This window comes from Streptomyces sp. NPDC102402, assembly GCF_044765765.1.
Classification (GTDB): Bacteria; Actinomycetota; Actinomycetes; order Streptomycetales; family Streptomycetaceae; genus Streptomyces.
This window is the reverse complement of the sequence record NZ_JBIWKR010000001.1, coordinates 162,566-188,551: the sequence shown is the minus strand read 5'-3', so window position 1 is coordinate 188,551 and position 25,986 is coordinate 162,566. Positions and strand designations below refer to the sequence as shown.

Sequence of the window (25,986 nt, the reverse complement as noted above, 5' to 3'; positions counted from 1 at the left end):
ACACGCCCGGGGTTTGCGCCCGGCGGGCCGGAGCGGCAGGGTCTGAAGGTGTGGCCACTCTACTGATCGTGCATCACACGCCCTCGCCCAACTGCCAGGCGCTCTTCGAGGCGGTGGTCTCCGGCGCGACCACGGACGACATCGAGGGCGTACGCGTCGTGCGGCGGGCCGCGCTCGCCGCCACCGCGTCCGACGTGCTCGCCGCCGACGGCATCCTGCTCGGCACCCCGGCGAACCTCGGGTACATGTCCGGCGCCCTGAAGCACTTCTTCGACCAGGTCTACTACCCGTGCCTGGACACGACCAAGGGCCGCCCGTTCGGCTACTACGTCCACGGCGGCAACGACGTCACCGGGGCCGTGCGGGGCATCGAGGCGATCACCACGGGCCTCGGATGGCGCCGTACGGCCGACGCCGTGACCGTCACCGGCGAGCCGGGCAGGGCCGACACCGAGGCGTGCTGGGAGCTGGGGGCGACGGTCGCCGCCGGGCTGATGGACTGAGGGCCCCCGCCGGGCTGACGGACCGGGTTCCGCCGCCTTCGCGTCGGCGGCCGGGGCGCGCCGGGCTGCTTTGCGCCGATCCCGCACGCCTGCCGAGGACTTCACGCCCCGGTCCAGGCACAGGCGGGATCATCCCGCACGGCGGCGGGCACCCCCGGGAGCACCGTCACCCGCGGGCCGATCGTGGCAGGTGGGACGGGTGCCGCGGACATGAGGAGACCTTCCCGCGGTGGGTGTGTGACCATCTCGGCCATCTTTAAGTCAGTTGCTTGACCGACCTCGCCGGACCGGATTGCCTGGACGCCCGAACGCCCCCACCGAGGAGACGGCGCATGGAACGGACGGCGCGGGCCGAGCAGGTCGGCGAGACACGGGAACGGATCCTGCACGCCGCGGAGCGCCTCTTCGCCGAGCGCGGCGTCTACGCCGTGTCCAACCGCAGGGTCAGCGAGGCCGCGAAGCAGGGCAACAACGCAGCCGTCGGCTACCACTTCGGGACCAAGGCCGACCTCGTGCGTGCGATCACGCGGAAACACAGCCGCCCCATCGAGGAGGCCCGTGCGCGTCTGCTGGCCGGTATCGAGGACCCGGCGGACATAGGGGAATGGGTCGCCTGCCTGGTGCGTCCCACCACCGAGCACCTGGCCGCCCTGGGCAGCCCCACCTGGTTCGCGCGGTTCTGCGCCCAGGTCATGACCGACCCGGCGCTGCAGGACATCATGGCCGAGGAATCGCTCGCCTGCCCACCGACGCTGCGCACCCTCGAAGGGCTCAACCGGTGCCTGCCCGACCTGCCGGCCGACGTCCACGTCGAGCGAGCGGCCATGTCGCGCAACCTGATCCTCCACACCTGCGCGGAACGTGAACGCGCGCTCGCAGCGCACACCGCCACGCCCCGAACGAACTGGCACGACACCGCCACCGGTCTCATCGACGCCGTCGTCGGACTATGGACGGCTCCGGTCACGCCCTGCCGCTGACGGCCCCCCGACTCCGCCCCCTGACTCCCCCCACCAGCGCATCGGCGGTCCCCGCGGGCTGCCCGTGCCGAGAGCAGAGGTCCCATGACCCCCTCACGCGTGCTCGTGGTCGGCGCGTCCGCCGCCGGGCCGGCCACCGCGGAGGCGCTGCGCCGCAAGGGCTACCGCGGAAGGCTCACGCTCCTCGGCGGTGAGCTCCACCCGCCCTACGACCGCCCTCCCCTGTCCAAACAGGTGCTGGCCGGCACCAGGTCCCCCGACACGACCCGGCTGCGCACCCCCGATGTGCTGGCGGCCCTGGACGCCGCACTCCTGCTCGGCGATCCGGCTGCCGGCCTCGACCCACGCACCCGTACGGTGCGCACCGCGTCGGGCCGCGAACTGGGCGCCGACGCGGTCGTCGTGGCCACCGGACTCCGACCGAGAACCCTGCCCGGCGGGCAGGGAACCGAGGGCGTTCATGTGCTGAGGACGCTCGACGACCCCCTCGCGCTGCGGTCGGACCTCCTCGTGTCACGGCGGCTCGTCGTGGTCGGGGAGGGTGTGCTCGGCTCCGAGACCGCCTCCACCGCTCGCGCCATGGGGCTGGACGTCACCCTGGCCGGCCCCCTCCCGGCGCCCATGCTGGCGCAGTTCGGGCCGGCGGTGTCGGGCCGGCTCGCCGCCCTGCACACCGGACACGGCGTGCGCCTGCGGCTGGGCGAGGCGGTCGGAGGCCTGACGACCGCCCGGGGCCGGGTGACCGGGGTGCGCATGGACACCGGGGAGGTGCTCCCGGCCGATGTGGTCATGGTCGCCATCGGTGCCGATCCCGCCACCGGATGGCTGGCGGGCAGCGGGCTGCGCATCGACGACGGCCTCGTGTGCGACTCCCGTTGCCGGGCGGCGGAAGGGATCTACGCCGTCGGGGACGTGGCGGCCTGGCACCACGAGGTCTTCGGCACCCCGATGCGCCTGGAGAACCGTACGAACGCCACCGAGCAGGCCCTCGCCGTCGCTGACGACATCCTCGGCGCCGACCGGGCGTACGTCCCGGTGCCCTATTTCTGGACCGACCAGTTCGACGCCCGGATCCAGGCCCATGGACGTCTCGGGCCCGATGCCGAGGTCACCGTCGTGGACGGCGAACCGGCGAGCGGCCGCTTCGTCGCCCGCTACGCACGCGACGGCCGGGTCACCGGAGTCCTCGGCTGGAACATGCCCGGACAGGCCCGGCTCCGCCGTCCCGAGATCGGCGGCCCCGCCCTGTCCCCCCGAACCGTCCGCGCCGTGACGCGGTCGACGCGACGTCAGCCACCGCACGACGAAGTGAGGAAGCGATGACCAGCTCGGTACGTCCGGAAGAGGCGCACGCGCCCTCGGCCGAGGAGTTCCCGATGCCCCGGGCGGCGGGGTGCCCGTTCGACCCACCGCCCGCCCTGAAGGCCGAGCAGGAGCAGGGGCCGCTACGGAAGGTCCGCCTGTGGGACGGGACCACGCCCTGGCTGGTGACCCGTTACGCCGATCAGCGAACCCTCCTCGCCGACCCCAGGATCAGCGCCGACGTGACCCGCCCCGGCTATCCCAGTCCGGCGCCGGTGAGGGGGTCGAGCTTCAGCTTCATCCTGATGGACGACCCCGAACACGCCCGGCAGCGAAGGATGGTGACGGCCCCCTTCACCATCAGGCGGGTGGAGGCCCTGCGCCCCGTCGTCCAGGAGATCGTGGACGGACTGATCGACGAGATGCTGTCCGGCCCCGCGCGGACCGACCTCGTCCAGGCGTTCGCCCTCCCGGTCCCCTCGCTCGTGATCTGCGCACTGCTCGGAGTGCCGTACGCCGACCACGACTTCTTCCAGAGGAACAGCAAGACCCTGATCAGCCGCAGCGCCGCGCCCGAGGAGCGGGGTGCCGCGCACGGCAACCTGATCGGGTATCTGGACGAGCTGATGGGCGACAAGATCGCCCGTCCCGCGGACGACCTCCTGTCCGGCCTCGGTACGCGCGTCGAGGCGGGGGAACTGTCCCGCCGGGAAGCCGCCGAGATGGGCGTACTCCTGCTGCTCGCCGGGCACGAGACCACCGCCAACATGATCGCTCTGGGCACCCTCGCCCTCCTGGAGCACCCTGATCAGCTCGCTCTGCTCCGCGACACCGAGGACCCCAAGGCGGTCTCCGGCGCCGTCGAGGAACTGCTGCGCTACCTCAACATCACCCATGGGGGCCGCCGGCGTGTGGCCCTGGAGGACATCGAGATCGCCGGCGGGGTCATTCGCGCGGGGGAGGGGATCATCGTGCCCAACGACATCGGCAACCGTGACCCCGAGGTCTTCGCCGACCCCGACCGGCTCGACCTCCGGCGCGACGCCCGACGCCACGTCGCCTTCGGTTTCGGCGTGCACCAGTGCCTCGGCCAGCCGCTGGCCCGCATGGAGCTGCAGGTCGTCTACAGCACCCTCTACCGGCGCATCCCCACCCTGCGCCTGGACACGGGCCTGGAGCAGCTGTCGTTCAAGCACGACGGATCCGTCTACGGCGTCCACGAACTGCCCGTGGCCTGGTGACCCCCTCACCCCGACCCTGCCCCACCGCGACACCGACGACGAAGGAGTGCTCATGAAGGTGACCCTCGACCAGGACAGGTGCGTGGCGTCCGGACAGTGCGTGGTCGCCGCCGCCGACGTGTTCGACCAGGACGACGACGGCATCGCGGTACTGCTCGACCCGGCGCCGTCGTCGGCGCGCGCCGACGACGTCCAGCAGGCCGCGGCGGTCTGCCCGGCCCTCGCCATCACGGTCCAGGACTGACACGACCGAGGCCGGGGAGGGCCGTGGCGCACAGCCCTGCCCCGGCGGGGCCGCCGGGGGAGGGGCGGCCTCCCGCTCTGTCTCCCCGGCGGGCCGCTACGGGGACGGGGCGGATATCGCTCGTGGAGCCCCGCCCCCGGGGGCGCGGTGTGCGCGCCGTGGCCCCGAGCGGTGTGCCCGTTCCGTGACTCCGACCGGTAGCGCCCTCCGGCGCCGGGGAGCAACGCAGCCCGCGGGTTGGTCATCCCGAGTCCGCCCGCCGGATCACCCATCTGGAGGCGGCGCCGGACACGGCGCTGGACCTGCTGCGCGCCACGGCCGCCACGACGCACCGTCCGGGGCCTGACGGGCGAAGGGCGCTCAGGGATCCGCCGCACCTGCCCCCCTCGGCGGCGGTCGGCCCGGTGGCCGGGCGGGCGCCTCGGTGTCCCGCCGCGGCCGCCCGTTCCTGCCCTGCTCCCCACCCTGCCCCGTCCGCCCCGCCCCGTGCCGCTCAGTGCGGCCTCCAGCTGAGCTTGCCGCCCCCCACCCAGCGGACGGAGGCCGGGTCATCGAGGTCGTGGACCGGAACGCCGGCCGCTGCGGCGGCCAGCAGGACGTCGGTCACGGCGGTGGCGCGCCCGATCACCTCTCCGTCGATCTCCACGACGCGGAAGGGCGGGTCCCCCGGCTGGACCGGCAGGACGGTGATGCGGGGAGCGGCGGCGTAGGGATTTTCCGTCATAGGCGGATCGGTTCCACACCAACACTCCAGATATGCCGGAGTGGTCCACTGTGGCTCATATGCCCGATTTGGAATGTTTTTAGAAATTAATCCCGTAATCCATAAAAGGCCATTTCGTGCGACCTGGCCCCCTTCGCGCGGGCGCAAATCGCCCGAATCGGACTCCGTGACCAGGGTCACCTCCTGCGTCCCGGACGCGGGTTCGCGGCGGCCGGTTCCCTTCTGCGCCAAGAGAAATGGATGGCGCCGTGTGGGGTGGATTACATGAATTCCCGTGAATTGATCTTGCGGATGAATTGTGATCACCGCGCCAGGCTTGTTCCTTTCCCTATTTCTCGCCTACGGTCACCATCACTCCGGGCGGAACGCCGAATCCTGCCGCCGCCTGGTTACCCGACCACTTCTCGTACGGCAGGAGCGGGGGACCCAAGTAAGCGCCGATCCGGTAACCCGGAGCGGCTCGGGGTGAAGTCGCATCCCTATGCGGCCGGGCATCTCCAGCTCGAACCCGACAGCTCACTTCGCAGGCGACGGAGAGGAATTCAGCATGCCCGAAAACGGTAAGCACCGTCGTTCCAGGACCAGTTCGCTGACCCGCGGCATCATCGCCGTGAGCACGGGCGGAGCCGCACTGGCCCTTCCCCTGATCGGTGCCACCGGTGCCTTCGCCGCCCCGGCCCAGCCGGTGGCCGTGGAAAAGGCCGCAACCTCTACTGCTGTGTCCGGCAAGGGAATTGCCGCGCAGAAGTCGAAGTCCGCCACCTATTCCGTGGCCGTGGGCGACACCCTCGCCAAGATCGCTCGCGAGCATTCCGTGAGCGGTGGCTGGAAGGCCCTGTACGACGGCAACAAGAAGGTCGTCGGCGGAAACCCGGACCTGATTCACCCCGGTCTGAAGATCACCCTTCACGTCAAGAGTGAGAAGAAGTCCGCGGACAAGGCCGAGAAGGCTGAATCCAAGGCGTCCGACCGTGCCGAGAAGAGCTCCGACCGCGCCGACCGTTCGGAGCGCACGAGCACCTCGATCGCCGCTGAGGGTGCGCCCGCAGCGGAGGCCGCTCCCGCGGCCGAGTCGACCTCGTACACGAACGACCTCGACGGCTGGATCAAGGAGTCGCTGGCCGTCATGGCCGAGCACGGCATCCCCGGCACCTACGAGGGCATCCACCGCAACATCATCCGCGAGTCCGCGGGTGACCCCCAGGCCATCAACAACTGGGACATCAACGCGATCAACGGTGTTCCGTCGAAGGGTCTCCTGCAGGTCATCGACCCGACCTTCCAGGCCTACCACGTGCCCGGCACGTCGATGGACAGCTACGACCCGGTCGCCAACATCACGGCCGCGTGCAACTACGCCGCGGACCGGTACGGCTCGATCGACAACGTCTTCGGGGCCTACTGAGCCCTCACGGACGCGGGACCTCTGACAGACGGCATGTGACAGAGGGACAGAGCAGTACTGACGGGTGGTGCGGGTTCGGCGGAACCCACACCACCCGTCAGTCGTGTCCGGAGCCACCGCAGGGCGGCGCCGCCCGCGCGACAGGCCGGTCAAGACCGGGGTGACTGGTCTCGTACAGGTTCGTCGTCCATACTGCCCGCCGTGGAGCAGCGCATAGATTCGAACACTCAGCCCGAGTTCGCCGCAGGGACAGACCCGGCGTACATCCCCGGCCTGACGGCCCCTGCCCCCGCGCGGACGGAGGCGGAAGCGGAAGCGGAGAAGGCGGAGCCCGAGGGGCCCGAGGAGGGCCGGGGCGCCGACGTCGGCGCCCCGCTCGTCAAGGACGCGGCAGAGGAGGCGGTGGACGATTCCACGGCTGCCGACGCCGGGACCCCGGACGCCGAGGAGGTCCAGGACGCCGGAGCGGTGCGCGAGGACGCCGGCGACGAGGACGGACCCGTCTTCGAAGTCAGTGACCGCCGTGGATCCATCAGGGTGGACGCCGAGGGTGTCCGCTTCCGGCTCGACGACCAGGAGGCGGAGTTCGACTGGTCCGAGATCGGCGCGGTCGAGGTCAAGACCGGCCGCTTCGGGCGCCGGTTCACCGTGACCGTCCACCTGTCGAGCCGCCGGTGGTTCAACGCCGAGGTCGAGGCCGGGGCCAGGAGTGAGCTGAAGGGGTGGACGGCGGAGCTCGACGAGGCGTTGGACGCCTACTTCGAAGAGGCCTGACCTCCGCGTCCACGGCCGAGCACCGGGCCGCCCGCCGGCCCGGTGCTCGGCATGCCATGAGGTGGGCTCAGGCTCCGGCGCCGAGCACCACGGACCGCGTCAGGTGGCGCGGCAGGTCCGGATCGAGACCGCGGGCGGCCGCGCGGGCGATCGCCAGCCGCTGGACCCGGACCAGGTCGGCCAGCGGGTCCAGTCCGCTCTCCACCCAGCGGGCCCCGGTCGCAAGCACCTGCTCCCGGAGCCCCTCCGGAGCGGTGCCGAACATCCAGGTCGCGGTACCGGCCGTGGCGATGCTGATGGGGCCGTGGCGGTACTCCATCGCCGGGTACGACTCCGTCCAGGAGAGCGACGCCTCCTTCATCTTCAGCGCCGCCTCATTGGCGAGCCCGACCGTCCAGCCGCGCCCCAGGAAGCTGAACTGGGTGCACTCCAGCAGCCCGTCGGGCAGCGGTTCCGCGAGGGCCGCCTCCGCGTCCCGTACGACGTCCTCCGTGTGCAGCCCGAGATGGGCGCGGAACAGGGTCAGCGCGGTGGTCGCGAACCGCGTCTGGACCACGGACCGTTCGTCGGCGAAATCGAGGACCACCACCTCGTCCGCGGCGCCCATCACGGGGGTCAGCGGGTCGGCGGTCACGGCGACGCTGCGGGTCGTGCCGCGCAGCCGCTCCAGCAGGCCGAGGACCTCGGTCGTGGTTCCCGAACGTGTCAGGGCCACCACGCGGTCGTACGCGCGCCCGACGGGGAACTCCGAGGCGGCGTAAGCGTCCGACTCGCCCTGCCCGGAGGCCTCGCGGAGCGAGGCGTACGCCTGCGCCATGTAGTACGACGTTCCGCAGCCGACGACGGCGATGCGCTCACCGGTGGCGGGCAGGACCGCCTTCCGGTCGGCAGCGATCTCCGCGGCGCGGCGCCAGCACTCGGGCTGGCCGGCTGTCTCGGTCTCGACATGGGACATGTCCGCACTCCGCTTCCGCTGCTGCTCGCGCCTGATGAGGTGGGCCAAGTGAAATCGTCACCCACTTGTTCAATTTTGCATGTTACAGGGGTCTATCGAGCAGGAACAAGCAAATGGCGTGCGACTTCGCGATTCATGCAGCGTCGGTTTTCGGCCATGCTCGGTGGGTAGTCGGCTCAATCCGGTTCTGTCGCCCGGGTGTGGGTATCCGTCGCGCGTGTCGATCCGAGTGGTCGTTATCCCGCACATCGGGTGGAAAATCCCCTGTGAAGCCGATCTGGGGCGACCCCGGACGGTCACCGGCCGACGGCCGACGGTCAGTGGGAGCGGTGATTTCACGTCATCGGATCGACGCGTTGGCCGACTTCGAACGCGCGGCCGGATCGAGGTCGGCATAATCGCCCCATGTCGATCACGGGTGGGGACGTCGTTGACCTCGGCCGGGGCCTGTACGCCTGGCTGCCGCCGAAGCGTGGCTGGGGCCTGGCCAACTGCGGCCTTCTCGTGTCGCCGCGCGGCGCGCTGTGGATCGACACCCCGTACGACCCCCTGCTGGCCGGACAGTTCCTCGTGGAGAGCCAGAAGCGGCTGCCCGACGGCGCCGGAATCGACCGGATCATCGTCACGCACGCCAACGGTGACCACTTCTGGGGCGCCGGGGTGCTCCCGGACGCGGAGATCATCGTGACCCGGGAGGCCCGGGAGCACATCCACTACGACCCCACCCCGCAGCAGCAGCACGCCCTGGTGGCCGGAAGTGATCCGTCCACTCCCCTCGGGGCCTACCTCTCCCGCCACTTCGGTGTCTTCGACTGGTCGGCGACCGATGCCGTACGGCCGACGACGTACTTCACCGGAGAGCTCGAACTGACCCTCGGAAAGCACACGGTCCAGGTGTCGTCCCTTCCTCCGGCGCACACGGCGGGGGACCTGATCGTGCATCTGCCCGCGCACCGCACGGTGTTCAGCGGTGACGTCATCTTCTCCTCCACCCCGCGGCAGCCCGGGGACCACCCGGTGCACTGGGCCGGCCCCCTGAGCAATGTGATCGACGCCTGCGAACGGGTCCTGGCCACCGGGGCCGAGGTGATCGTGCCCGGCCACGGACCCGTCCTGGGCCCGGCCGGAGTCCGGGAGCACATGGGTTACCTCGCGTACGTACGCGAACGCGCCCACGCCCTCCACGAGGCGGGGGTGCCCGCGACCGAGGCCGCCCGCCGGGTGATCGCCGAAGGCCGCTACCCGGACCTCGGCCTCCCGGAGAGGCTCGTGGTGACCATCGGAAGTGAATACCGGCACCTGGACGGATCCGAACTCCCCGGGGTCCTCGAGGTGATGGCCGACGTCGCCGCCGTCGCCCACGAGACCGGCACGGCGTGTACCGGCGAGCCGGCATGACGGCCGGCCGGCACGACGGCGGCGCGGGCCGTACGCCGTCCCCGACAACAGAGACGCGGTGACGCCGTGGTGGCATGGATCGTGGCACTGATCGCCGTCGTGGCGGCGATATGGTCATCGGCGCGCAGCTACCAGGCAGGGCGCGAGGCCTACGGCGCCTCGGCGCGTGCCGAGCTGACGGAACGGCAGGCCAGGGCGGCAGAGGCCCGCACCCTCGCCCTCACCGAGGAGATCCGCCAGCTCGCCCGGAAGCGGATACCCGCCGCGGCCACCGCACTCTCCCACCGGGCGGCTCCCGTCCCCGGGCTGCGCGAGGCCGCGGACATCGAGGGTGACGCGGCACGGCTGCTCAGCGAGGCCGTCCAGGCCGCGCGCACGGCGGTCCTGGAGGAACGCCGGCGGGTCGACGCGGCGGCGCGCTCGGCCATGCGCGGCACCTCCGCCAAGATCCAGTCGCTGCTCAACCAGTCGCAGCACCTGCTGCAGGAGCTCCAGCACGAGTACGACGACCCGCGGATCCTGCAGCTCGACTTCCGCAACGAGCTGGCGCTGCGCCGCACCCAGGCCACGGCCGTGCTCTGCGACGCCTGGCCGGGACTCGCCCGGCAGAACTCCTCGCTCGTCGAGGTCGTCCTCGGCGCCCAGTCCCGGGTCGCGGGGTACGAGCGGATCAAGGTGGCCAACCACCTGCGCCAGGAGCGGCTCGCGCTGGTCGCCCGTGCCGCCGAGCCCCTCGCGATCGCGCTCGCCGAACTGCTGGCCAACGCGACGGCGTACTCCCACCCGGACACCGAGGTGCCGGTGACGGTCCAGCAGACCCCGGGGCGCGGCGCGCTGATCCTGGTCGACGACGCGGGCATCGGCATGGACGACGACGCGCTGAACCGTGCCCGCGCCCTGCTGTCGGGCCCCTCCGAGGTGCTCCTCACCGAGCTGGGGGACCCGCCGCAGACCGGCTTCGCCGTCGTGGGCAGGCTCATCGCGCGCTACGGCTTCAGCTGCCACATCGAGTCGTCCCCGTACGGGGGGATGCGCGCGATGCTGCGGATCCCGGCCCATCTGCTGACCGTGATGGACGACGACCGCACCCTGTCCGTGCTCGCCCCGACGCCGGTGCACGCGCGAGGGGCCGGAACCGACACCCGCCCGGCCCCGTCGGCCGGGGCCGCCGTGCCGCTCGAAACCTCTGCGCCCGCCGTCGAACCGGCCGCCGTGCCGCTCGAAACCTCTGCGCCCGCCGTCGAACCGGCCGCCGTGCCGCTCGGACCGTCCGCGCCCGCCGTCGAACCGGCCGCCGTGCCCGTAGAGCCCTCCACGCCGGCAGAACCGGCCGCCGTGCCGCTCGAACCCCCCGCGCCCGCAGAACCGGCCACCGAGCCCACTGCCGAGGACACCTCCGCCGACGAGGACGCGGTGCCCACGGCAGGGCTGCCCACCCGGCGGCGCAGATCCCGCAGAGCGCCCTCCCCGGAGGCGGACACCGTCCCGCGCAGGGCCGGCGAGGAGCCCCCGCCCCGCACGCCCGAGCGGGCCGGGGCGGCCTGGGCCGCCCTCCAGGAAGGCACCCTCAGCGGCAGGAGGGCGCCCGCACCAGCGGCGCCCCCGGCATCCCCATCGGACGACCAAGGAGACGACGAGACGTGAGCACCACCCCCACCGCCGGTGATCTCGCCTGGGTGCTGACCCCCCTGCTGGAGCTCCCCGGCGTACAGCACGCCGTGGTCGCCACCGGCGACGGGCTCGTCGAGGGCGCGTCGCCCGGCCTGGACCGCGCGTCCGCCGAACGCGTCGCGGCGATGACGGCCACCCTGCACGCCTCGGCCCGCGCCTTCACCACCGCCTTCACCGAGGCCGAGTCGCCGCGCCTGGCACAGACGGTCGTGGAGTCCGACCTGGGCTTCGCCATCGTCGTACCGGCAGGCAGGAACACCACGCTGGCACTGTTCGCGGCCCCCGACGCACACCTGGGGAACATCGCCTACCAGATGCAGGTGCAGGTCACCGCGCTGACCCGGGCCATGCACGCCCCCACCCGCCAACCGGACGCTGCCACCCGGCCATGAGCCCCGGCCCAGGACGCCGCCTGATCCCCGCCTACCTGGTCACCGGTGGCCGCTCCAAGCCCACCGGCCCCGCGCTCGACCGGCTCGCCGTGCTCATCCGTACCGACTCGGCCCTGGCGCCGGAAACCGGTTCGGAGCAGCGCAGGCTCTGTGAGCTCCTGGAGCCGGGAGCGCTCACCGTCGTCGAATGCGCCGCCCATCTGGAACTGCCGGTCAGCGCGACGGTCTTCCTGGCCACGGACCTCGTGGCCGCCGGACACCTGCACGCTCGACCACCGATACCCAGCGCCGGTGAGATCGACCGGTCGCTCGTCGAGAGGCTGCTCGTTGGACTCCGTTCCCTCCACTGACCGGGGTGGCGTCGGCTATCTGCCGAGCGCCGCCGAGACCCTGATGAAGCTCGTCGTCACGGGTCCCTTCGGCGTGGGCAAGACGACCCTGATCCGCACCCTGTCGGAGATCCCGACCCTGCACACGGAAGAGGTGATGACGCAGTCCAGCACGGGACTCGACGACACCGCCGGGCTTCCGGACAAGACCACGACCACGGTCGCCGTCGACTTCGGCCGGCTGACGGTCCAGGACGACCTGGTGCTCTACATGTTCGGCACCCCGGGCCAGGAGCGCTTCCTCCCGCTCTGGGAGGACATCGCGCGCGGAGCCCTCGGCGCCCTCGTCATGGTCGACACCCGCCGGCTCGAGGACTCCTTCGCCGTCATGGACATGGTGGAAGAGCAGGGACTCCCGTACGCCGTCGCGGTGAACCGCTTCCCCGATGCCCCCGCCCACGCGGACGAGGTCCTCCGCAAGCACCTCGACCTCGACGCCCGTACCCCGCTGGTGCAGTGCGACGCCCGTGAACGCGCGGGCGGCATCAACGCCCTGATCGCGCTCGCCGAGCACGCGCTGACCTGTCTGCCCGCGTCCCAGGAACCGTCATGACTCCTCCCGAGGCCGCCACTTCGGCCGGCACCGCCCCCTCCGTCCTCGAACCGCTCGCGCTGTACGGGGCAGGGTTCGCCGCCGACCCGCACGGCCACTACCGCAGGCTGCGTGCCCAGGGGCCCGTGGCCAGGGTGCGCATCGCCCCGGACGTCGACGCGCTGCTGGTCACCGACTACCACGCGGCCGTCGACCTGCTCCGCGACACCGAGACCTTCACCAAGGACCCGCGTGCCTGGCAGGCGGGCGTCCCCGCCGACTCGCCGGTCCTGCCCGTGCTCGGCCACCGGCCCACCGCGCTCTTCACCGACGGTGCCGTCCACGCCCGTTACCGCGACGCCATCAACGACACCCTCGCCCTGATCGAACCCCATCTGCTGCGCGCGGAGGTCGCCCGGGTCGCGCAGCGGCTCATCGCCGCGTTCTCGGCCACCGGCACCGGCGACCTCATCGCCCAGTACGCCCGCCGGCTGCCCCTGCACGTCTTCACCGCCTCCTTCGGGGTGGCGCCCGAGGACAGCGAGCGCGTGATCCGCGGCACCGCCGGGATGATGGACCCGGCGGCGGACGCGACAGCCGCCTACGACGACCTCGTCGGCGTCGTCACCGCTCTCGTCTCCGCCCGGCGGCGCAGACCCGGCCGCGACCTCACCACGTACCTCCTCGAACACCCGGCGGGCCTCGACGACGACGAGGCCGTCCGGCAGATCACGCTCATCATGAGCGTGGGCCACGACCCCACCACCAACCTGATCGGCAACGCGCTGCTGCGCATGCTCAGTGACACCGGATACGGAGGATCCCTGCACGGCGGCGCCATGACCGCGCGGGAGGCGGTGGACGACGTGCTCTGGCGCGATCCGCCGCTGGCCAACATGGGCGCGCACTTCCCTCGCCACGACACGGAGTTCCACGGGGTCCCGATGCGCGCCGGGCAGCTGGTGCTGGTCTCGTTCGCCGCCGCCAACACGCAGTCGCCGCCCTCGGTCCAGGACCGCGCCGTGCGCTCCGGCGACGGTGCTCACCTCGCCTGGTCGACCGGACCGCACCGATGCCCGGCCAAACAGCCGGCCCTGCTGATGTCGATGACCGCGATCGAGCAGATCACCAGTCAGCTCTGCGACCTCGAACTGGCCGTCGACCCCGGTGCGCTGGTGTGGCGGCCGGGCCCGTTCCACCGTGCTCCGGCCCATCTCCCGGTCCGCTTCACCCCGCTCGACGCGCTGCCCGGACCGGACGGCACGAGCGCACCGGACGACTCCGATCAGGCTCCGGACCGTGTCGGTGGTACGCCGAACGGGTGAGGGGCGAGAGAATTGCCCGATGAACAGCGAGCGCAGCCGGCGCACAGCCAACCGGCACACGGACGGGGTGGTTCTGTGAGCAGGTACGACAGGTACGACAGGTACGACGCCACCGACGAACAGTGGGAAGGGCTCGCCCAGGTCGTACCCCTGAGGGGCCGGAACGAATGGCCTTCCCGGGTCGACCACCGGACGGTCCCGGACCAGCGGGAGGCGGCCGAGCAGCGACGCCTAGTCGTCCTGAGGGTGCAGGTGTTCGCGGACGCGCGCGAGGTCGCCGAGTACCTCGTGGCGCAGATCCCGGTCCTGCTGGACCTGACCGGGGCGGAGAGCGACGTGGCCAAGCGGATCCTGGACTTCAGCAGCGGTGTGGTCTTCGGTCTCGGCAGCGGGATGCACCGGGTGGACCGCAACGTGTTCCTGCTGGCGCCGGTCGGCATGGAGGTCGAGGGGGTCACCGCGGCGGGCGTACCTCAATCGTAGGAAGGTCGCGCGGGCGGAACGGTTCGCCGCTCCGGGGCGTGCGTACGGTCCGCTCATGACTGTGATCTCCTCGGGGAGGACGGCTCCGCAGCCGTCCGGCGCCGCCCGCCCCGCCCGCCCCTTCGTCGGGGAACTCCGCCTCGCCGCCTTCGCCTCGCACCGCCGCGCCGTCATCCCGCTCGGGCCGCTCACGCTGCTCGCCGGAGCCAGCGGCAGCGGGAAGACGACCGCCCTGCGCGGGTACGAGGCGCTCGCGCGGCTGGCCGCCGGCGATCAGCTGGAGGACGTCTTCCCCGATCCGGGGGCCTGGGTACCGGACCGTGCGGCCGCCGACGCACAGGGCCGGCGCGGCTTCAGGATCGGCTGCACGGTGGAGGGACCGGCGGGCCCGGTGACACTGGATCTCGCCGTGCAGGCCGAGCCCGCGCTCCGGATCGTCGGTGAGCGCCTGAGCGCCGGCGGGGAGACCCTCCTGACCACGGCCCTGCTGGATCCGCGGCGCCCGTCCGTCCAGGCGGCCTGGTACACGGCGGGGGCGGTGCCGGTGACGCGCGCTCCCTTCCCCGACGACCGGCTCGGTACGGCCCTGCTGCCGCTGCGGGTCGCGGGGACCACGGAAGGCCAGCTCAGGGTCCTGGCCGCCGCCGAACAGGTCGTGGTCGCCCTGCGGTCGGCCTTCGTCTGCGACCCGCAGCCGCGGCGGATGCGCGCGGCTGTCCCGGTCGGGCAGGGGCGCCTGACCTCGTCCTGCGACAACCTCGCCGACGTCCTGCACCGTACCCACAGCCAGTGCGCGCAACGGCACGCCCGTCTGGTCGCCACGGCGGACTCGGGATGCGCGGGACGGGTGACCGGTCTGACGGTCGAGCGTCTGGAGGACGGGACCGTGCGCGCCGTGACCGGCCGGGGTCCGGGGCGCGGCACCCCCATCGGCCGCCTCGGCGACGGCGAGCTCCGGTATCTCGCCTTCGCCCTGGTGTTGCTGACGGGGCCTCATGTGCTGGTGGTGGATCCGGCGGCGGAGGTGCCGTCGGCCATGCAGGCGCTCACCGTCCTGGCCGACGGACTCGACCGCAGCCTCGACGCCCGGCAGGCAGGGGAGCTGCTTTCCCTGGCGGCGTCGATCTGCGCGGACGGGCACATGCGCCTGCTGGGAACGGTCGGTGAGGCGACCGCGGCGGCCGTCCGCGGGGCGGCCGGCACGACAGTGGTAGACCTGGCACCGTGACCGAACTGGATGTAGCGCAACTGCAGCGGCGCCTGGCCGACTTCGCGGCCTCCCGGGCCTGGGAGCCGTACCACACGCCCAAGAACCTCGCTGTCGCGCTCAGCGTCGAGGCGTCGGAACTCCTGGAGATCTTCCAGTGGCTGACGCCGGAGCAGTCGGCGAGGGTGATGGAGGATCCCGGCACGGCGTTCCGGGTCACGGACGAGGTCGCGGACGTCCTGGCCTATCTGCTGCAGTTCTGCGAGGTGCTGGGCATCGACGCGCTGGCGGCGCTGGCGGCCAAGATCGACCGGAACGAGACGCGCTTTCCGGTGCCGAGCGGGGCCGAGCCGACAGACCGTCACTCTTCGGAGTGATCAACTTATCCACAATCCACTTCCTGTCCACAGATTTCCGATTTCCTCTGGCTTTCGTGTGCCACACAGCTCACTGTGGGTAATGAAGAGATGAGCGGGTTTCTGTACGGGCGGTCTCGGCGACGGGGGAATCACGTGGAAGCGGAGCGACTGATCGCGGCGGGGCGGGGCGCACTGGCGGGGAGCCGGGGGGTGCCGGCCGTCATGGCGGAGGCCTGGCAGGCCCAGGCGCTCGCCCGGGCGGTCGGCGGGCACCTGGCGAGGTGCGGGCCGGCGGAGTTACGGACAGAGGCGCGCGGGCTCAGCGAGACCTGCGCCCTGGGCAGTGCGGTGCTCGACCACCCGATGGTTCCTGCCGGTGGGGTGCGGGCCGCCCAGCTCACCGAAGTGGTCCATGTGCCAAGGGTGTTGGCGGCGCTGGCCCTCTTGCTCGGCGAGGCGGGAATCGCGCTGGTGGGTGTCGCCTGCGGCACGGAGGAGGAGGGGCTCTACTGGCAGTGCATCGAGGCGATAGACGCCGTCGACGAGTCCGTGGACCGGGTCCACGGCATGCTCAGACGGCTCGCGGAACAGGAGCGCGACCGGGAGCGGGAGCGGGAGCAGGAGCCGGACCGGGAGCGTGACGGCCCGCACGGCGTGATCACGGGACCTGCCGGCTACGTCGCCGGCCAGCCGTGAGTCAGCGCGCCCGCGCGCCCGCGGCGGGCAGGCAGCCGAGGGACAGGGCAGGGGAGACGGGGCGCGGCGGGTGCGAAGGTGCAGGATGGAGGCATGGATCTTCGAATCTTCACCGAGCCCCAGCAAGGGGCGGACTACGACACCCTGCTGACCGTCGCCAAGGCCACCGAGGACCTTGGCTTCGACGCCTTCTACCGGTCGGACCACTACCTGCGCATGGGTTCGGGGGACGGTCTGCCCGGCCCGACGGACGCGTGGATCACCCTCGCCGGGCTGGCCCGGGAGACCAAGCGCATCCGCCTCGGCACACTGATGACCGCGGGGACGTTCCGGCTGCCGGGCGTGCTGGCCATCCAGGTCGCCCAGGTCGACCAGATGTCCGGTGGCCGGGTCGAGCTGGGTCTGGGCGCGGGCTGGTTCGAGGAGGAGCACAAGGCGTACGGCATTCCGTTCCCGAAGGAGAAGTTCGGCCGGCTGGAGGAGCAGCTGGCGATCGTCACGGGGCTGTGGGAGACCGAGCCCGGCAAGACCTTCAGCTACGACGGGACCTACTACCAGCTCACCGACTCGCCGGCGCTGCCGAAGCCCGCCCAGGCGAAGGTGCCGGTCCTGATCGGCGGTCACGGCGCGGTCCGCACGCCTCGGCTGGCCGCTCGGTACGCGGACGAGTTCAACATCCCCTTCGCGTCGATCGAGGACAGCGAGAAGCAGTTCGGCCGGGTCAGGGACGCGGCCGTGTCGGTGGGCCGCGCCCCTGACGACCTGGTGTACTCCAACGCCCTGGTGGTGTGCGTCGGCAGGAGCGAGGCGGAGGTCGCGCGCCGCGCCTCCGCCATCGGACGGGATGTCGAGGATCTCAAGGCGAACGGTCTGGCGGGCTCGCCCGCCGAGGTGGTCGACAAGATCGGCCGGTACGCCGCCATCGGCTCGTCACGGATCTATCTCCAGGTGCTGGACCTGCACGACCTGGAGCATCTGGAACTGATCTCGTCGCAGGTCCAGTCGCAACTGGGCTGAGACGGGGGAGCGGCCGGCCGGATCCCACGCGGGCCGTGGGGCGTCAGGAACCGCGCACGGGAATCGGCGGGCAGGACGCCGCGGGCCGTGCGGGACCGTCGGAACCATCAGGAAGCGAGGAGCACCCGTGCACACCGCCCGGACACCGGACGTCCCGCCCGGCCGTACGCTCGGCGAAGCGCTCGCCGAGGGGACCGTCCTGCTGGACGGAGGGCTCTCCAACCAGCTGGAGGCCCAGGGCTGCGATCTGTCCGACGCCCTGTGGTCGGCCCGGCTGCTGGCGGACGCGCCCCAGCAGATCGAGGCCGCGCACACGGCCTATGCGCGGGCGGGTGCGCAGGTGCTCATCACCGCCAGCTATCAGGCGACCTTCGAAGGCTTCGCACGGCGCGGGATCGGCAGGGCCCGCGCGGCGGAGCTGATGGCCGGCAGCGTGGACTCGGCGCGCAGGGCGGGCGCGGTGGCGGGGCGGGAGTTCTGGGTCGCCGCCTCGGTGGGACCCTACGGGGCGATGCTCGCCGACGGCAGCGAGTACCGGGGCCGGTACGGCCTGACCGTCCGGGAGCTGGCGCGCTTCCACCGGCCCCGGGCGGAGGCGCTCGCCGCGGCGGGCCCCGATGTGCTGGCGCTGGAGACGGTGCCGGACACCGTCGAGGCCGAGGCGCTGCTGGGAGTGGTGCAGGACCTCCGGGTCCCGGTGTGGCTCTCCTACAGCGTCGCGGGCGACCGCACCAGGGCCGGGCAGCCTCTGGCGGAGGCGTTCGGGCTCGTCGCGGGCATCGAGCAGGTGGTCGCCGTCGGGGTCAACTGCTGTGACCCCGCCGACGCGGACCGGGCGGTGGAGGTGGCCGCCGCGGCCACCGGCAAGCCCGTCGTCGTCTACCCCAACAGTGGGGAGACATGGGACGCCGACGGCCGTGACTGGACCGGGAGGGGAACCTTCGAACCGGGCCGGGTCCGGGACTGGCAGCGGGCCGGCGCCCGGCTGGTCGGCGGATGCTGCCGGGTCGGTCCGTCGGACATCGCCGCGCTGGGGGACCGGCTGGAGTCGCCGGCGGCATGAAAAAGCCTGGTGGGAGACGGGCTGCCGCACCATACTCGGACACGTGTTCCTGACTATCAGTACGACCGGCATCCCGGACCGTCCCGCGACCGACCTCGGCTACCTGCTGCACAAGCATCCCGACAAGGCGCAGACGTTCTCCACGTCTCATGGCACCGCGCACGTCTTCTACCCCGAGGCGTCCGCGCAGCGCTGTACCGCCGCGCTCCTGCTGGAGGTCGATCCGGTGGCGCTGGTCAGGCGTGGCAAGGGCAAGGGGCGGGGCGGAGCCCCCGACGCGGCGCTCGCGCAGTACGTCAACGACCGGCCGTACGCGGCGTCGTCGCTGCTGTCGGTCGCGATGACGACGGTGTTCAAGTCCGCGCTGAACGGGGTGTGCCGGGCACTGCCCGAGCGGGCACAGGAGGCGTTGCCGCTGCGGATCGAGGTCCCGGCGCTGCCCGCGCGCGGCGGTGCGGAGCTGGTGCGCAAGCTCTTCGGCCCGCTCGGCTGGACACGGATCGAGGCCGTGCCCGTACCTCTGGACGAGCGGTTCCCGGAGTGGGGCGACTCGCGCTACGTACGGCTCGTGCTCGAAGGGGAACTGCGGCTCGCGGAGGCCTTGCGCCAGCTGTACGTGCTGCTTCCGGTGCTCGACGACGCCAAGCACTACTGGGTCGCACCCGACGAGGTGGACAAGCTCCTCCGGGCCGGCGAGGGCTGGCTGGCGGGTCACCCCGAGCAGAAGCTGATCACCAGCCGGTATCTCTCCCGACGCCTGGGGCTCACCCGGCAGGCGACGGAGCGGCTCGAACTGGTCCGGCTGGCCGAGTCCGACGACCTCGAGGTCGAGAGCGTCGACAACGCGGTGGACGAGACCACCGACACGGAGGAGAAGCCGGTCCCGCTCGCCGAGCGGCGCCGTGAGGCGATCCTGGAGGCGCTGCGCGCCGCCGGGGCGAGCCGGGTGCTCGACCTCGGCTGCGGCCAGGGCCAGTTGGTACAGGCGTTGCTCAAGGACACCCGCTTCACGGACATCGTCGGGGTCGACGTGTCGGTGCGCGCCCTGACCGTCGCCGCACGCCGGCTGAAGCTGGACCGGATGGGCGAGCGGCAGGCCGGGCGCGTCACCCTCCGGCAGGGCGCGCTCACCTACACGGACAAGCAGCTGAAGGGGTACGACGCGGCCGTGCTGAGCGAGGTGATCGAGCACCTCGACCTGGACCGGCTCCCCGCCCTGGAGTACACGGTCTTCGGCTCGGCGCGACCGCGGACCGTGCTGGTGACGACGCCCAACGTCGAGTACAACGTCCGCTGGGAGACGCTCCCCGCCGGGCACGTGCGCCACGGCGACCACCGCTTCGAGTGGACCCGGGAGGAGTTCCGGGAGTGGGCCGGACGGGTCGCCGGACGCCACGGCTACACCGTGGCGTTCGCACCCGTGGGGCCGGAGGACCCCGAGGTCGGGCCTCCCACACAGATGGCCGTGTTCACGATGACCACGGCCCAGGAGACGACGAAGGAGGCGAAGGCCGCATGACCAGTACCTCGCGCACCCTGCCGGTGACCGACCTGTCCCTCGTCGTCCTCATCGGCGCCAGCGGTTCGGGCAAGTCCACGTTCGCCCGCAAGCACTTCAAGCCCACCGAGATCATCTCCTCGGACTTCTGCCGAGGCCTGGTCGCCGACGACGAGAACGACCAGAGCGCCAGCGGCGACGCCTTCGACGTGCTCCACTACATCGCGGGCAAGCGCCTCGCCGCGGGCCGGCTCACCGTCGTGGACGCCACCAACGTGCAGCCCGAGAGCCGCAAGCAGCTCGTCAGGCTGGCCCGGGAGTACGACGTGCTGCCCATCGCCGTCGTGCTCGACCTGCCGGAAGAGGTCTGCCAGGCGCGCAACGCCGCCCGCCCCGACCGCGCCGGCATGCCCCGCCACGTCGTGCAGCGCCACCGCCGCGAACTGCGCCGCTCCTTGCGCGGACTGGAACGCGAAGGCTTCCGGAAGGTGCACGTCCTGCGCACCGAGGAAGAGGCCGACACCGCCGAGGTCGTCCTGGAGCGCCGCTACAACGACCTCCGGCACCTCACCGGTCCCTTCGACATCATCGGCGACATCCACGGATGCAGTTCCGAGCTGGACACCCTGCTCGGAGAGCTGGGGTACAAGGACGGCGCGCACCCCGAGGGACGTACCGCCGTCTTCGTCGGCGACCTCGTCGACCGCGGCCCCGACAGCCCCGGTGTGCTGCGCCGCGTCATGTCCATGGTGGCGTCGGGCAACGCGCTGTGCGTCCCCGGCAACCACGAGAACAAGCTCGGCCGTTATCTCAAGGGGCGCAAGGTGCAGCACAGCCACGGTCTCGCCGAGACCGTGGAGCAGCTGGAGCGGGAGGACGCGGAGCACCCCGAGTTCCGCAGGCAGGTCGCCGAGTTCATCGACGGACTGGTCAGCCACTACGTCCTCGACGAGGGCAAGCTGGTCGTCTGCCACGCGGGGCTGCCCGAGAAGTACCACGGGCGCACCTCGGGCCGGGTCCGCTCGCACGCCCTGTACGGGGAGACGACCGGGGAGACCGACGAGTTCGGGCTGCCCGTGCGCTATCCGTGGGCCGAGGAGTACCGGGGCAGTGCCGCGGTGGTCTACGGGCACACCCCGGTGCCCGTGGCCTCCTGGGTGAACAACACCCTCTGCCTGGACACCGGGGCCGTCTTCGGCGGGAAGATGACGGCGCTGCGGTGGCCCGAGCGGGAGATCGTCGACGTGCCGGCCGAGCGGGTCTGGTACGAGCCGGTGAAGCCGCTGGCCACCGAGGCCCCCGGGGGGCGGGAGGGCCGCCCGCTCGACCTCGCCGACGTGCAGGGCCGCCGCATCGTGGAGACCCGGCACATGGGCCGCGTCGCGGTGCGTGAGGAGAACGCGGCGGCGGCCCTCGAGGTCATGAGCCGCTTCGCCGTCGACCCGAGGCTCCTGGCCTACCTCCCGCCGACCATGGCACCGACCGCCACCTCCCACGAGGAGGGTTTCCTGGAGCATCCTGCCGAGGCCTTCGCGCAGTACAGGGCGGACGGCGTCAGCAAGGTCGTCTGCGAGGAGAAGCACATGGGCTCGCGCGCCGTGGCGCTGGTCTGCCGCGACGCCGGCACCGCCCGGGAGCGCTTCGGTACGGACGGCCCCACAGGCGCACTGCACACGCGTACCGGCCGTCCCTTCCTGGACGACACGGCACTCACCGAGGTCGTCCTCGGCCGGCTGCGCGCGGCGGTCACGGCCGCCGGACTCTGGGAGGAGTGGAACACCGACTGGGTGCTGCTCGACGCCGAGCTGATGCCCTGGTCCCTCAAGGCCGCGGGACTGCTGCGCTCGCAGTACGCGGCGGTGGGCGCGGCCGCCGGTGCCGTGCTGCCCGTGGCGGAGGGCGCCCTGGCGGCGGCTGCCGCCCGCGGGATCGACGTCGGTGCCCTCGCCGGGCGCCAGCGGGAACGCGCCGAGGACGCCACCGCCTTCACGGAGGCCTACCGCCGCTACTGCTGGAGCACCGAAGGGCTCGACGGTGTCCGGCTCGCGCCGTTCCAGATCCTCGCGGTGCAGGGACGCTCCCTCGCGTCCGTTCCGCACGACGAGCAGCTGGCGTGGCTGGACCGCCTGGTCGAGCACGATCCGACCGGACTGCTCCAGGTCACCCGGCGGCTCGTCGTCGACACGGGCGACGAGGACTCGGTCAGCTCCGGCACCGACTGGTGGCTGGAGATGACCGGCCGCGGTGGCGAGGGCATGGTCGTCAAGCCGCTCGGCGCCCAGGTCCGGGACGGGAAGGGCAGGCTCGTCCAGCCCGGCATCAAGGTGCGCGGCCGGGAGTACCTGCGGATCATCTACGGCCCCGAGTACACGCGGCCGGAGAATCTGGAGCGTCTGCGCTCCCGGTTCCTCGGTCACAAGCGGTCGCTGGCCCTGCGGGAGTACGCCCTCGGTCTCGAGGCGCTCGACCGGCTGGCCGACGGGGAGCCGCTGTGGCGGGTCCACGAGGCGGTATTCGCGGTGCTGGCGCTGGAGTCCGAGCCGGTCGACCCCCGGCTGTAGCGGCGCGGGCCCCGGGCGGGCGGTTCAACCGCCCGGGCCCCGGCCCGGCCCACCGCCGTGCCCGCACGACGCGGCGGACCGTCCGCACGGCACGGCGGACCGTCCGCACGGCGCGGCGGACCGTCCGCACGGCGCGGCGCGGCCCCGGTGGGGTCAGGCGGTGATGCGCATCAGGGCGATCAGGCCCTCGCGTACGGTGAAGGCGAAGTGCGAGGGGCCGTTGAAGCCGTCACCGCCGACCTGCGCCAGGACGGTGACGTCCCCCTCGTCCGGGCCCGCCGACACCTCGGTGACGTCCAGGGTGACGTGCGCACCGATGAACTCCGCGTCGCTCCAGCCGCGCAGAGCCTCGTACCCGGTGAACACGCGACCCCAGTCGTCGACCGCGCCGTCCGGGGCGAAGGTACGCAGCCAGGCGGCCGTGTCCTGGGCGTTCGCGGCGTCCACGAACGCGCGGACCACCGGGGGCAGGGGCGGCGGAGTGGCAGACATGGGGAAGGCTCCTTCGCGGGGGAGTGCGGCGCGTGCCGGCGGCGGTCCCGGGGGAGCGCCCGACCGGGGCCGCCGGACGGAGTGGGTGTGGTGTCGAGGCCAGTCTCGGTGGCCGACCCACCGGGTGGCCCGGTCGGCACGCCGACGCGGGCGGACGAGTGAGCCACTGCCCCCGTTCGCCCACCGACGGACGCGTCGACACGGGTGGACACGGACGTGGACACGCGAGGCGGAGGCAGGCCGCCCCGGCCCGCTCCGAATCCGGTGGCGGTTCGCGGGGTGAACGGTGCCTCGCGCGGTGAGGATGAGGGCATGGGATTCCATGTCGATTCCGAGGCCGGGCGGCTGCGCCGCGTCATCCTGCACCGACCCGATCTGGAGCTGAAGCGCCTCACACCCAGGAACAAGGACGCTCTCCTCTTCGACGACGTGCTGTGGGTGCGCCGGGCCAGGGAGGAGCACGACGGCTTCGCCGACGTGCTGCGCGACCGGGGGGTGGAGGTCCATCTCTTCGGTGACCTGCTCCGGGAGTCCCTCGGCATCCCCGTGGCCCGGCGGCTCGTCCTCGACCGGGTGTTCGCGGAGAAGGAGTACGGCCCGCTCGCGACCGAGCACCTGCGCGCGGCGTTCGAGGGGATGTCCGCCGCGGATCTGACCGAGGCCCTGGTCGGCGGGATGACGAAGCGGGAATTCCTGGAGCGGCACGCGGAGCCGACCTCCGTGCGCTTCCACGTCATGGATCTGGACGACTTCCTGCTCAGCCCCCTGCCGAACCACATCTTCACCCGGGACACCTCCGCCTGGATCTACGACGGCGTGTCCATCAACGCGATGCGGTGGCCGGCCAGGCAGCGCGAGACCGTGCACTTCGAGGCGATCTACCGGCACCATCCCCTGTTCACCGGCCCCGACGCGGGCGTCTTCCACCACTGGTCGGAGGGCCAGGACGACTATCCGTCCACCATCGAGGGCGGTGACGTCCTCGTCATCGGCCGGGGCGCCGTCCTGATCGGAATGAGCGAGCGCACCACCCCGCAGGCCGTGGAGATGCTGGCACGAGGGCTCTTCGACGCGGGGTCGGCGCGGACGATCGTGGCGCTCGACATGCCCAAGCGGAGGGCGTTCATGCACCTCGACACGGTCATGACGATGATCGACGGGGACACCTTCACCAAGTACGCCGGACTCGGGATGCTCCGCTCCTACACGATCGAGCCCGGCTCCGGCCCGCGTGAGCTCAAGGTCACGGATCATCCGCCCGAGCACATGCACCGCGCCGTCGCCGCCGCGCTCGGCCTGGACGGGATCCGGGTACTGACCGCGACCCAGGACGTCCACGCGGCCGAGCGGGAGCAGTGGGACGACGGCTGCAACGTGCTGGCCGTCGAGCCCGGGGTCGTCGTCGCGTACGAGCGGAACGCCACCACCAACACGTACCTGCGCAAGGAGGGCATCGAGGTCATCGAGATCCGGGGCAGCGAACTGGGCCGGGGCCGGGGCGGTCCGCGCTGCATGAGCTGTCCCGTGGTGCGTGATCCCGTGTAGGGGAGGGCGGAGGAGGAGGCGCGAGGGGGAGGGCGCGGGTGGAGGGAGGCGCGAGGGCAGGCTCTGTATAGCAATACGGTGGCTCGTATAGACTTCCAGGCATCGCCCGTATGCCTCAGCCGATCCAGGAGCAGTCACCATGGCCATAGACCTCACAGGCCGCCACTTCCTCAAGGAGCTGGACTTCACGGCCGAGGAGTTCCGCGGCCTGATCGCCCTGTCCGCCGAGCTCAAGGCCGCCAAGAAGGCGGGCGCGGAGGTGCTGCGGCTGCGCGGCAGGAACATCGCGCTGATCTTCGAGAAGACCTCGACGCGGACGCGCTGCGCGTTCGAGGTGGCCGCCGCCGACCAGGGCGCGTCCACGACGTACCTGGACCCCTCCGGTTCCCAGATGGGGCACAAGGAGTCGGTGAAGGACACCGCCCGGGTACTCGGCCGGATGTTCGACGGCATCGAGTACCGGGGTGACAGCCAGCAGGCCGTCGAGGACCTGGCGGCGCACGCGGGCGTGCCCGTCTTCAACGGGCTCACCGACGACTGGCACCCCACCCAGATGCTCGCCGACGTCCTCACGATGACCGAGCACAGCCCGAAGCCCCTGGAGGAGATCACCTTCGCCTACCTGGGCGACGCCCGCTTCAACATGGGCAATTCCTACCTGATCACCGGAGCCCTGCTCGGCATGGACGTCCGGCTCGTGGCGCCCGCCGCCTACTGGCCGGCGCAGGAGATCGTGGACCGGGCCCACGAGCTGGCCGGGTCCAGCGGCGCGCGCATCACCCTCACCGAGGACGTCGGCGAAGGCGTCCGCGGTGCCGACTTCGTCGTCACGGACGTCTGGGTCTCCATGGGGGAGCCCAAGGAGGTCTGGGACGAGCGGATCGCGGCCCTCGCGCCGTACGCCGTGACCATGGACGTCCTGCGCGCCACGGGGAACGACGACGTCAGGTTCCTGCACTGTCTCCCGGCCTTCCACGACCTCGGTACCAAGGTGGGGAGGGAGATCCATGCCCGGCACGGCCTCTCGGAGCTGGAGGTCACCGACGAGGTCTTCGAGTCCCCCCACTCGGTCGTCTTCGACGAGGCGGAGAACCGGATGCACACGATCAAGGCCGTACTGGTCGCGACGCTGGCAGGCGGCGCGGAGGGCGTATGAACATGCACCCGATTGGGTGAACATGCGTGCAAGTGGCTACGATGGTGCTACTTGGTGGGGTTCGGGCTCGCACG

Annotated in this window: 26 protein-coding genes and 1 riboswitch; of the genes, 23 read left to right on the top strand and 3 right to left on the bottom strand. The window is 72.0% G+C overall.

Going from position 1 to position 25,986, the window contains the following annotated elements; all coding sequences use genetic code 11:
- Positions 1–50: 50 nt before the first annotated feature.
- The 5 genes from ACIRJR_RS00765 to ACIRJR_RS00745 all read left to right on the top strand — a co-directional run bounded on the left by ACIRJR_RS00765 (position 51) and on the right by ACIRJR_RS00745 (position 4,270).
- On the top strand, positions 51–503 hold the full coding sequence (locus ACIRJR_RS00765) for a flavodoxin family protein (RefSeq protein ID WP_403771720.1): 453 nt from the start codon (positions 51–53) through the stop codon (positions 501–503).
- Between the two features lie 332 nt (positions 504–835).
- Positions 836–1,483: a TetR/AcrR family transcriptional regulator gene (locus ACIRJR_RS00760; protein ID WP_403771717.1), complete on the top strand. Its 648-nt coding sequence runs from the start codon at positions 836–838 to the stop codon at positions 1,481–1,483.
- A gap of 84 nt (positions 1,484–1,567) precedes the next feature.
- Complete coding sequence (locus tag ACIRJR_RS00755; protein ID WP_403771714.1) at positions 1,568–2,806, top strand: NAD(P)/FAD-dependent oxidoreductase; 1,239 nt, start codon at positions 1,568–1,570, stop codon at positions 2,804–2,806.
- A complete protein-coding gene (locus ACIRJR_RS00750; RefSeq protein WP_403771711.1) occupies positions 2,803–4,026 on the top strand; it encodes a cytochrome P450 in 1,224 nt (407 codons plus the stop codon). The genes ACIRJR_RS00755 and ACIRJR_RS00750 overlap by 4 nt, the downstream gene beginning before the upstream one ends.
- Before the next feature lie 52 nt (positions 4,027–4,078).
- Positions 4,079–4,270 (top strand): ferredoxin, encoded by a 192-nt coding sequence (locus ACIRJR_RS00745; protein ID WP_403771709.1) that lies wholly within the window; start codon positions 4,079–4,081, stop codon positions 4,268–4,270.
- Between the two features lie 493 nt (positions 4,271–4,763).
- On the opposite strand, the gene ACIRJR_RS00740 is transcribed toward ACIRJR_RS00745, so the two are convergent.
- Entirely contained in the window at positions 4,764–4,994 is a 231-nt protein-coding gene (locus tag ACIRJR_RS00740; protein ID WP_403771706.1) for a hypothetical protein, read from the bottom strand.
- 356 nt (positions 4,995–5,350) lie between these two features.
- Positions 5,351–5,537: riboswitch (cyclic di-AMP (ydaO/yuaA leader) on the top strand.
- A 4-nt stretch (positions 5,538–5,541) separates the two neighbouring features.
- Between ACIRJR_RS00740 and ACIRJR_RS00735 the strand changes: the two genes are divergently transcribed.
- Both ACIRJR_RS00735 and ACIRJR_RS00730 read left to right on the top strand, forming a co-directional pair.
- Positions 5,542–6,399, top strand: coding sequence for a transglycosylase SLT domain-containing protein (locus ACIRJR_RS00735; protein WP_403771703.1), 858 nt, complete (start codon positions 5,542–5,544; stop codon positions 6,397–6,399).
- A gap of 201 nt (positions 6,400–6,600) precedes the next feature.
- Positions 6,601–7,173: a hypothetical protein gene (locus ACIRJR_RS00730; RefSeq protein ID WP_403771700.1), complete on the top strand. Its 573-nt coding sequence runs from the start codon at positions 6,601–6,603 to the stop codon at positions 7,171–7,173.
- Positions 7,174–7,240: 67 nt separating this feature from the next.
- On the opposite strand, the gene ACIRJR_RS00725 is transcribed toward ACIRJR_RS00730, so the two are convergent.
- Positions 7,241–8,128, bottom strand: a complete 888-nt coding sequence (locus ACIRJR_RS00725) for an SIS domain-containing protein (protein WP_403771697.1) — start codon at positions 8,126–8,128, stop codon at positions 7,241–7,243.
- Between the two features lie 405 nt (positions 8,129–8,533).
- Here ACIRJR_RS00725 and ACIRJR_RS00720 point away from each other — a divergent pair, with 405 nt between their 5' ends.
- The 14 genes from ACIRJR_RS00720 to ACIRJR_RS00655 all read left to right on the top strand — a co-directional run bounded on the left by ACIRJR_RS00720 (position 8,534) and on the right by ACIRJR_RS00655 (position 22,719).
- Positions 8,534–9,526: an MBL fold metallo-hydrolase gene (locus ACIRJR_RS00720; RefSeq protein WP_403771694.1), complete on the top strand. Its 993-nt coding sequence runs from the start codon at positions 8,534–8,536 to the stop codon at positions 9,524–9,526.
- A gap of 66 nt (positions 9,527–9,592) precedes the next feature.
- A complete protein-coding gene (locus ACIRJR_RS00715; protein WP_403771691.1) occupies positions 9,593–11,170 on the top strand; it encodes an ATP-binding protein in 1,578 nt (525 codons plus the stop codon).
- Positions 11,167–11,589: a roadblock/LC7 domain-containing protein gene (locus tag ACIRJR_RS00710; RefSeq protein WP_403771688.1), complete on the top strand. Its 423-nt coding sequence runs from the start codon at positions 11,167–11,169 to the stop codon at positions 11,587–11,589. The genes ACIRJR_RS00715 and ACIRJR_RS00710 overlap by 4 nt, the downstream gene beginning before the upstream one ends.
- Positions 11,586–11,939 (top strand): DUF742 domain-containing protein, encoded by a 354-nt coding sequence (locus ACIRJR_RS00705; protein ID WP_403771686.1) that lies wholly within the window; start codon positions 11,586–11,588, stop codon positions 11,937–11,939. The genes ACIRJR_RS00710 and ACIRJR_RS00705 overlap by 4 nt, the downstream gene beginning before the upstream one ends.
- Entirely contained in the window at positions 11,917–12,531 is a 615-nt protein-coding gene (locus ACIRJR_RS00700; RefSeq protein ID WP_403771683.1) for a GTP-binding protein, read from the top strand. Before ACIRJR_RS00705 ends, ACIRJR_RS00700 begins: the two co-directional genes overlap by 23 nt.
- The gene (locus tag ACIRJR_RS00695) at positions 12,528–13,835 is read left to right on the top strand and encodes a cytochrome P450 (RefSeq protein WP_403771680.1); all 1,308 of its coding nucleotides are present in this window, start codon (positions 12,528–12,530) and stop codon (positions 13,833–13,835) included. The genes ACIRJR_RS00700 and ACIRJR_RS00695 overlap by 4 nt, the downstream gene beginning before the upstream one ends.
- A 75-nt stretch (positions 13,836–13,910) precedes the next feature.
- A complete protein-coding gene (locus tag ACIRJR_RS00690; protein ID WP_403771677.1) occupies positions 13,911–14,318 on the top strand; it encodes a cell division protein SepF in 408 nt (135 codons plus the stop codon).
- Between the two features lie 55 nt (positions 14,319–14,373).
- Positions 14,374–15,546: an AAA family ATPase gene (locus ACIRJR_RS00685; protein ID WP_403771674.1), complete on the top strand. Its 1,173-nt coding sequence runs from the start codon at positions 14,374–14,376 to the stop codon at positions 15,544–15,546.
- The gene (locus ACIRJR_RS00680; protein ID WP_403771671.1) at positions 15,543–15,902 is read left to right on the top strand and encodes a nucleotide pyrophosphohydrolase; all 360 of its coding nucleotides are present in this window, start codon (positions 15,543–15,545) and stop codon (positions 15,900–15,902) included. The genes ACIRJR_RS00685 and ACIRJR_RS00680 overlap by 4 nt, the downstream gene beginning before the upstream one ends.
- A 135-nt stretch (positions 15,903–16,037) precedes the next feature.
- A complete protein-coding gene (locus ACIRJR_RS00675) occupies positions 16,038–16,580 on the top strand; it encodes a DUF6099 family protein (RefSeq protein ID WP_403771668.1) in 543 nt (180 codons plus the stop codon).
- Between the two features lie 93 nt (positions 16,581–16,673).
- Positions 16,674–17,597, top strand: coding sequence for an LLM class F420-dependent oxidoreductase (locus tag ACIRJR_RS00670; RefSeq protein ID WP_403771665.1), 924 nt, complete (start codon positions 16,674–16,676; stop codon positions 17,595–17,597).
- A gap of 127 nt (positions 17,598–17,724) precedes the next feature.
- Positions 17,725–18,660 carry a homocysteine S-methyltransferase gene (mmuM, locus tag ACIRJR_RS00665; RefSeq protein ID WP_403771662.1) on the top strand — a complete coding sequence of 312 codons (936 nt, stop codon included), beginning with the start codon at positions 17,725–17,727 and terminating at the stop codon, positions 18,658–18,660.
- Between the two features lie 43 nt (positions 18,661–18,703).
- Positions 18,704–20,179 (top strand): 3' terminal RNA ribose 2'-O-methyltransferase Hen1, encoded by a 1,476-nt coding sequence (locus ACIRJR_RS00660; protein WP_403771659.1) that lies wholly within the window; start codon positions 18,704–18,706, stop codon positions 20,177–20,179.
- The gene (locus tag ACIRJR_RS00655; protein ID WP_403771656.1) at positions 20,176–22,719 is read left to right on the top strand and encodes a polynucleotide kinase-phosphatase; all 2,544 of its coding nucleotides are present in this window, start codon (positions 20,176–20,178) and stop codon (positions 22,717–22,719) included. The genes ACIRJR_RS00660 and ACIRJR_RS00655 overlap by 4 nt, the downstream gene beginning before the upstream one ends.
- 153 nt (positions 22,720–22,872) lie before the next feature.
- On the opposite strand, the gene ACIRJR_RS00650 is transcribed toward ACIRJR_RS00655, so the two are convergent.
- Positions 22,873–23,211 carry a nuclear transport factor 2 family protein gene (locus ACIRJR_RS00650; protein ID WP_403771653.1) on the bottom strand — a complete coding sequence of 113 codons (339 nt, stop codon included), beginning with the start codon at positions 23,209–23,211 and terminating at the stop codon, positions 22,873–22,875.
- Positions 23,212–23,523: 312 nt separating this feature from the next.
- Here ACIRJR_RS00650 and ACIRJR_RS00645 point away from each other — a divergent pair, with 312 nt between their 5' ends.
- Both ACIRJR_RS00645 and argF read left to right on the top strand, forming a co-directional pair.
- Complete coding sequence (locus tag ACIRJR_RS00645) at positions 23,524–24,756, top strand: arginine deiminase (RefSeq protein ID WP_403771650.1); 1,233 nt, start codon at positions 23,524–23,526, stop codon at positions 24,754–24,756.
- 139 nt (positions 24,757–24,895) lie between these two features.
- The gene (gene argF / locus ACIRJR_RS00640) at positions 24,896–25,912 is read left to right on the top strand and encodes an ornithine carbamoyltransferase (RefSeq protein ID WP_403771647.1); all 1,017 of its coding nucleotides are present in this window, start codon (positions 24,896–24,898) and stop codon (positions 25,910–25,912) included.
- The last annotated feature ends 74 nt before the right edge of the window (positions 25,913–25,986 follow it).

Bases quoted from the DNA above. Each gene is read 5' to 3' on its own strand.
- ACIRJR_RS00760 (WP_403771717.1), top strand. From the start codon at position 836: ATGGAACGGACGGCGCGGGCCGAGCAGGTCGGCGAGACACGGGAACGG.
- ACIRJR_RS00755 (WP_403771714.1), top strand. From the start codon at position 1,568: ATGACCCCCTCACGCGTGCTCGTGGTCGGCGCGTCCGCCGCCGGGCCG.
- ACIRJR_RS00750 (WP_403771711.1), top strand. From the start codon at position 2,803: ATGACCAGCTCGGTACGTCCGGAAGAGGCGCACGCGCCCTCGGCCGAG.
- ACIRJR_RS00745 (WP_403771709.1), top strand. From the start codon at position 4,079: ATGAAGGTGACCCTCGACCAGGACAGGTGCGTGGCGTCCGGACAGTGC.
- ACIRJR_RS00740 (WP_403771706.1), bottom strand. From the start codon at position 4,994: ATGACGGAAAATCCCTACGCCGCCGCTCCCCGCATCACCGTCCTGCCG.
- ACIRJR_RS00735 (WP_403771703.1), top strand. From the start codon at position 5,542: ATGCCCGAAAACGGTAAGCACCGTCGTTCCAGGACCAGTTCGCTGACC.
- ACIRJR_RS00725 (WP_403771697.1), bottom strand. From the start codon at position 8,128: ATGTCCCATGTCGAGACCGAGACAGCCGGCCAGCCCGAGTGCTGGCGC.
- ACIRJR_RS00720 (WP_403771694.1), top strand. From the start codon at position 8,534: ATGTCGATCACGGGTGGGGACGTCGTTGACCTCGGCCGGGGCCTGTAC.
- ACIRJR_RS00705 (WP_403771686.1), top strand. From the start codon at position 11,586: ATGAGCCCCGGCCCAGGACGCCGCCTGATCCCCGCCTACCTGGTCACC.
- ACIRJR_RS00695 (WP_403771680.1), top strand. From the start codon at position 12,528: ATGACTCCTCCCGAGGCCGCCACTTCGGCCGGCACCGCCCCCTCCGTC.
- ACIRJR_RS00685 (WP_403771674.1), top strand. From the start codon at position 14,374: ATGACTGTGATCTCCTCGGGGAGGACGGCTCCGCAGCCGTCCGGCGCC.
- ACIRJR_RS00670 (WP_403771665.1), top strand. From the start codon at position 16,674: ATGGATCTTCGAATCTTCACCGAGCCCCAGCAAGGGGCGGACTACGAC.
- ACIRJR_RS00655 (WP_403771656.1), top strand. From the start codon at position 20,176: ATGACCAGTACCTCGCGCACCCTGCCGGTGACCGACCTGTCCCTCGTC.
- ACIRJR_RS00650 (WP_403771653.1), bottom strand. From the start codon at position 23,211: ATGTCTGCCACTCCGCCGCCCCTGCCCCCGGTGGTCCGCGCGTTCGTG.
- ACIRJR_RS00645 (WP_403771650.1), top strand. From the start codon at position 23,524: ATGGGATTCCATGTCGATTCCGAGGCCGGGCGGCTGCGCCGCGTCATC.
- argF (WP_403771647.1), top strand. From the start codon at position 24,896: ATGGCCATAGACCTCACAGGCCGCCACTTCCTCAAGGAGCTGGACTTC.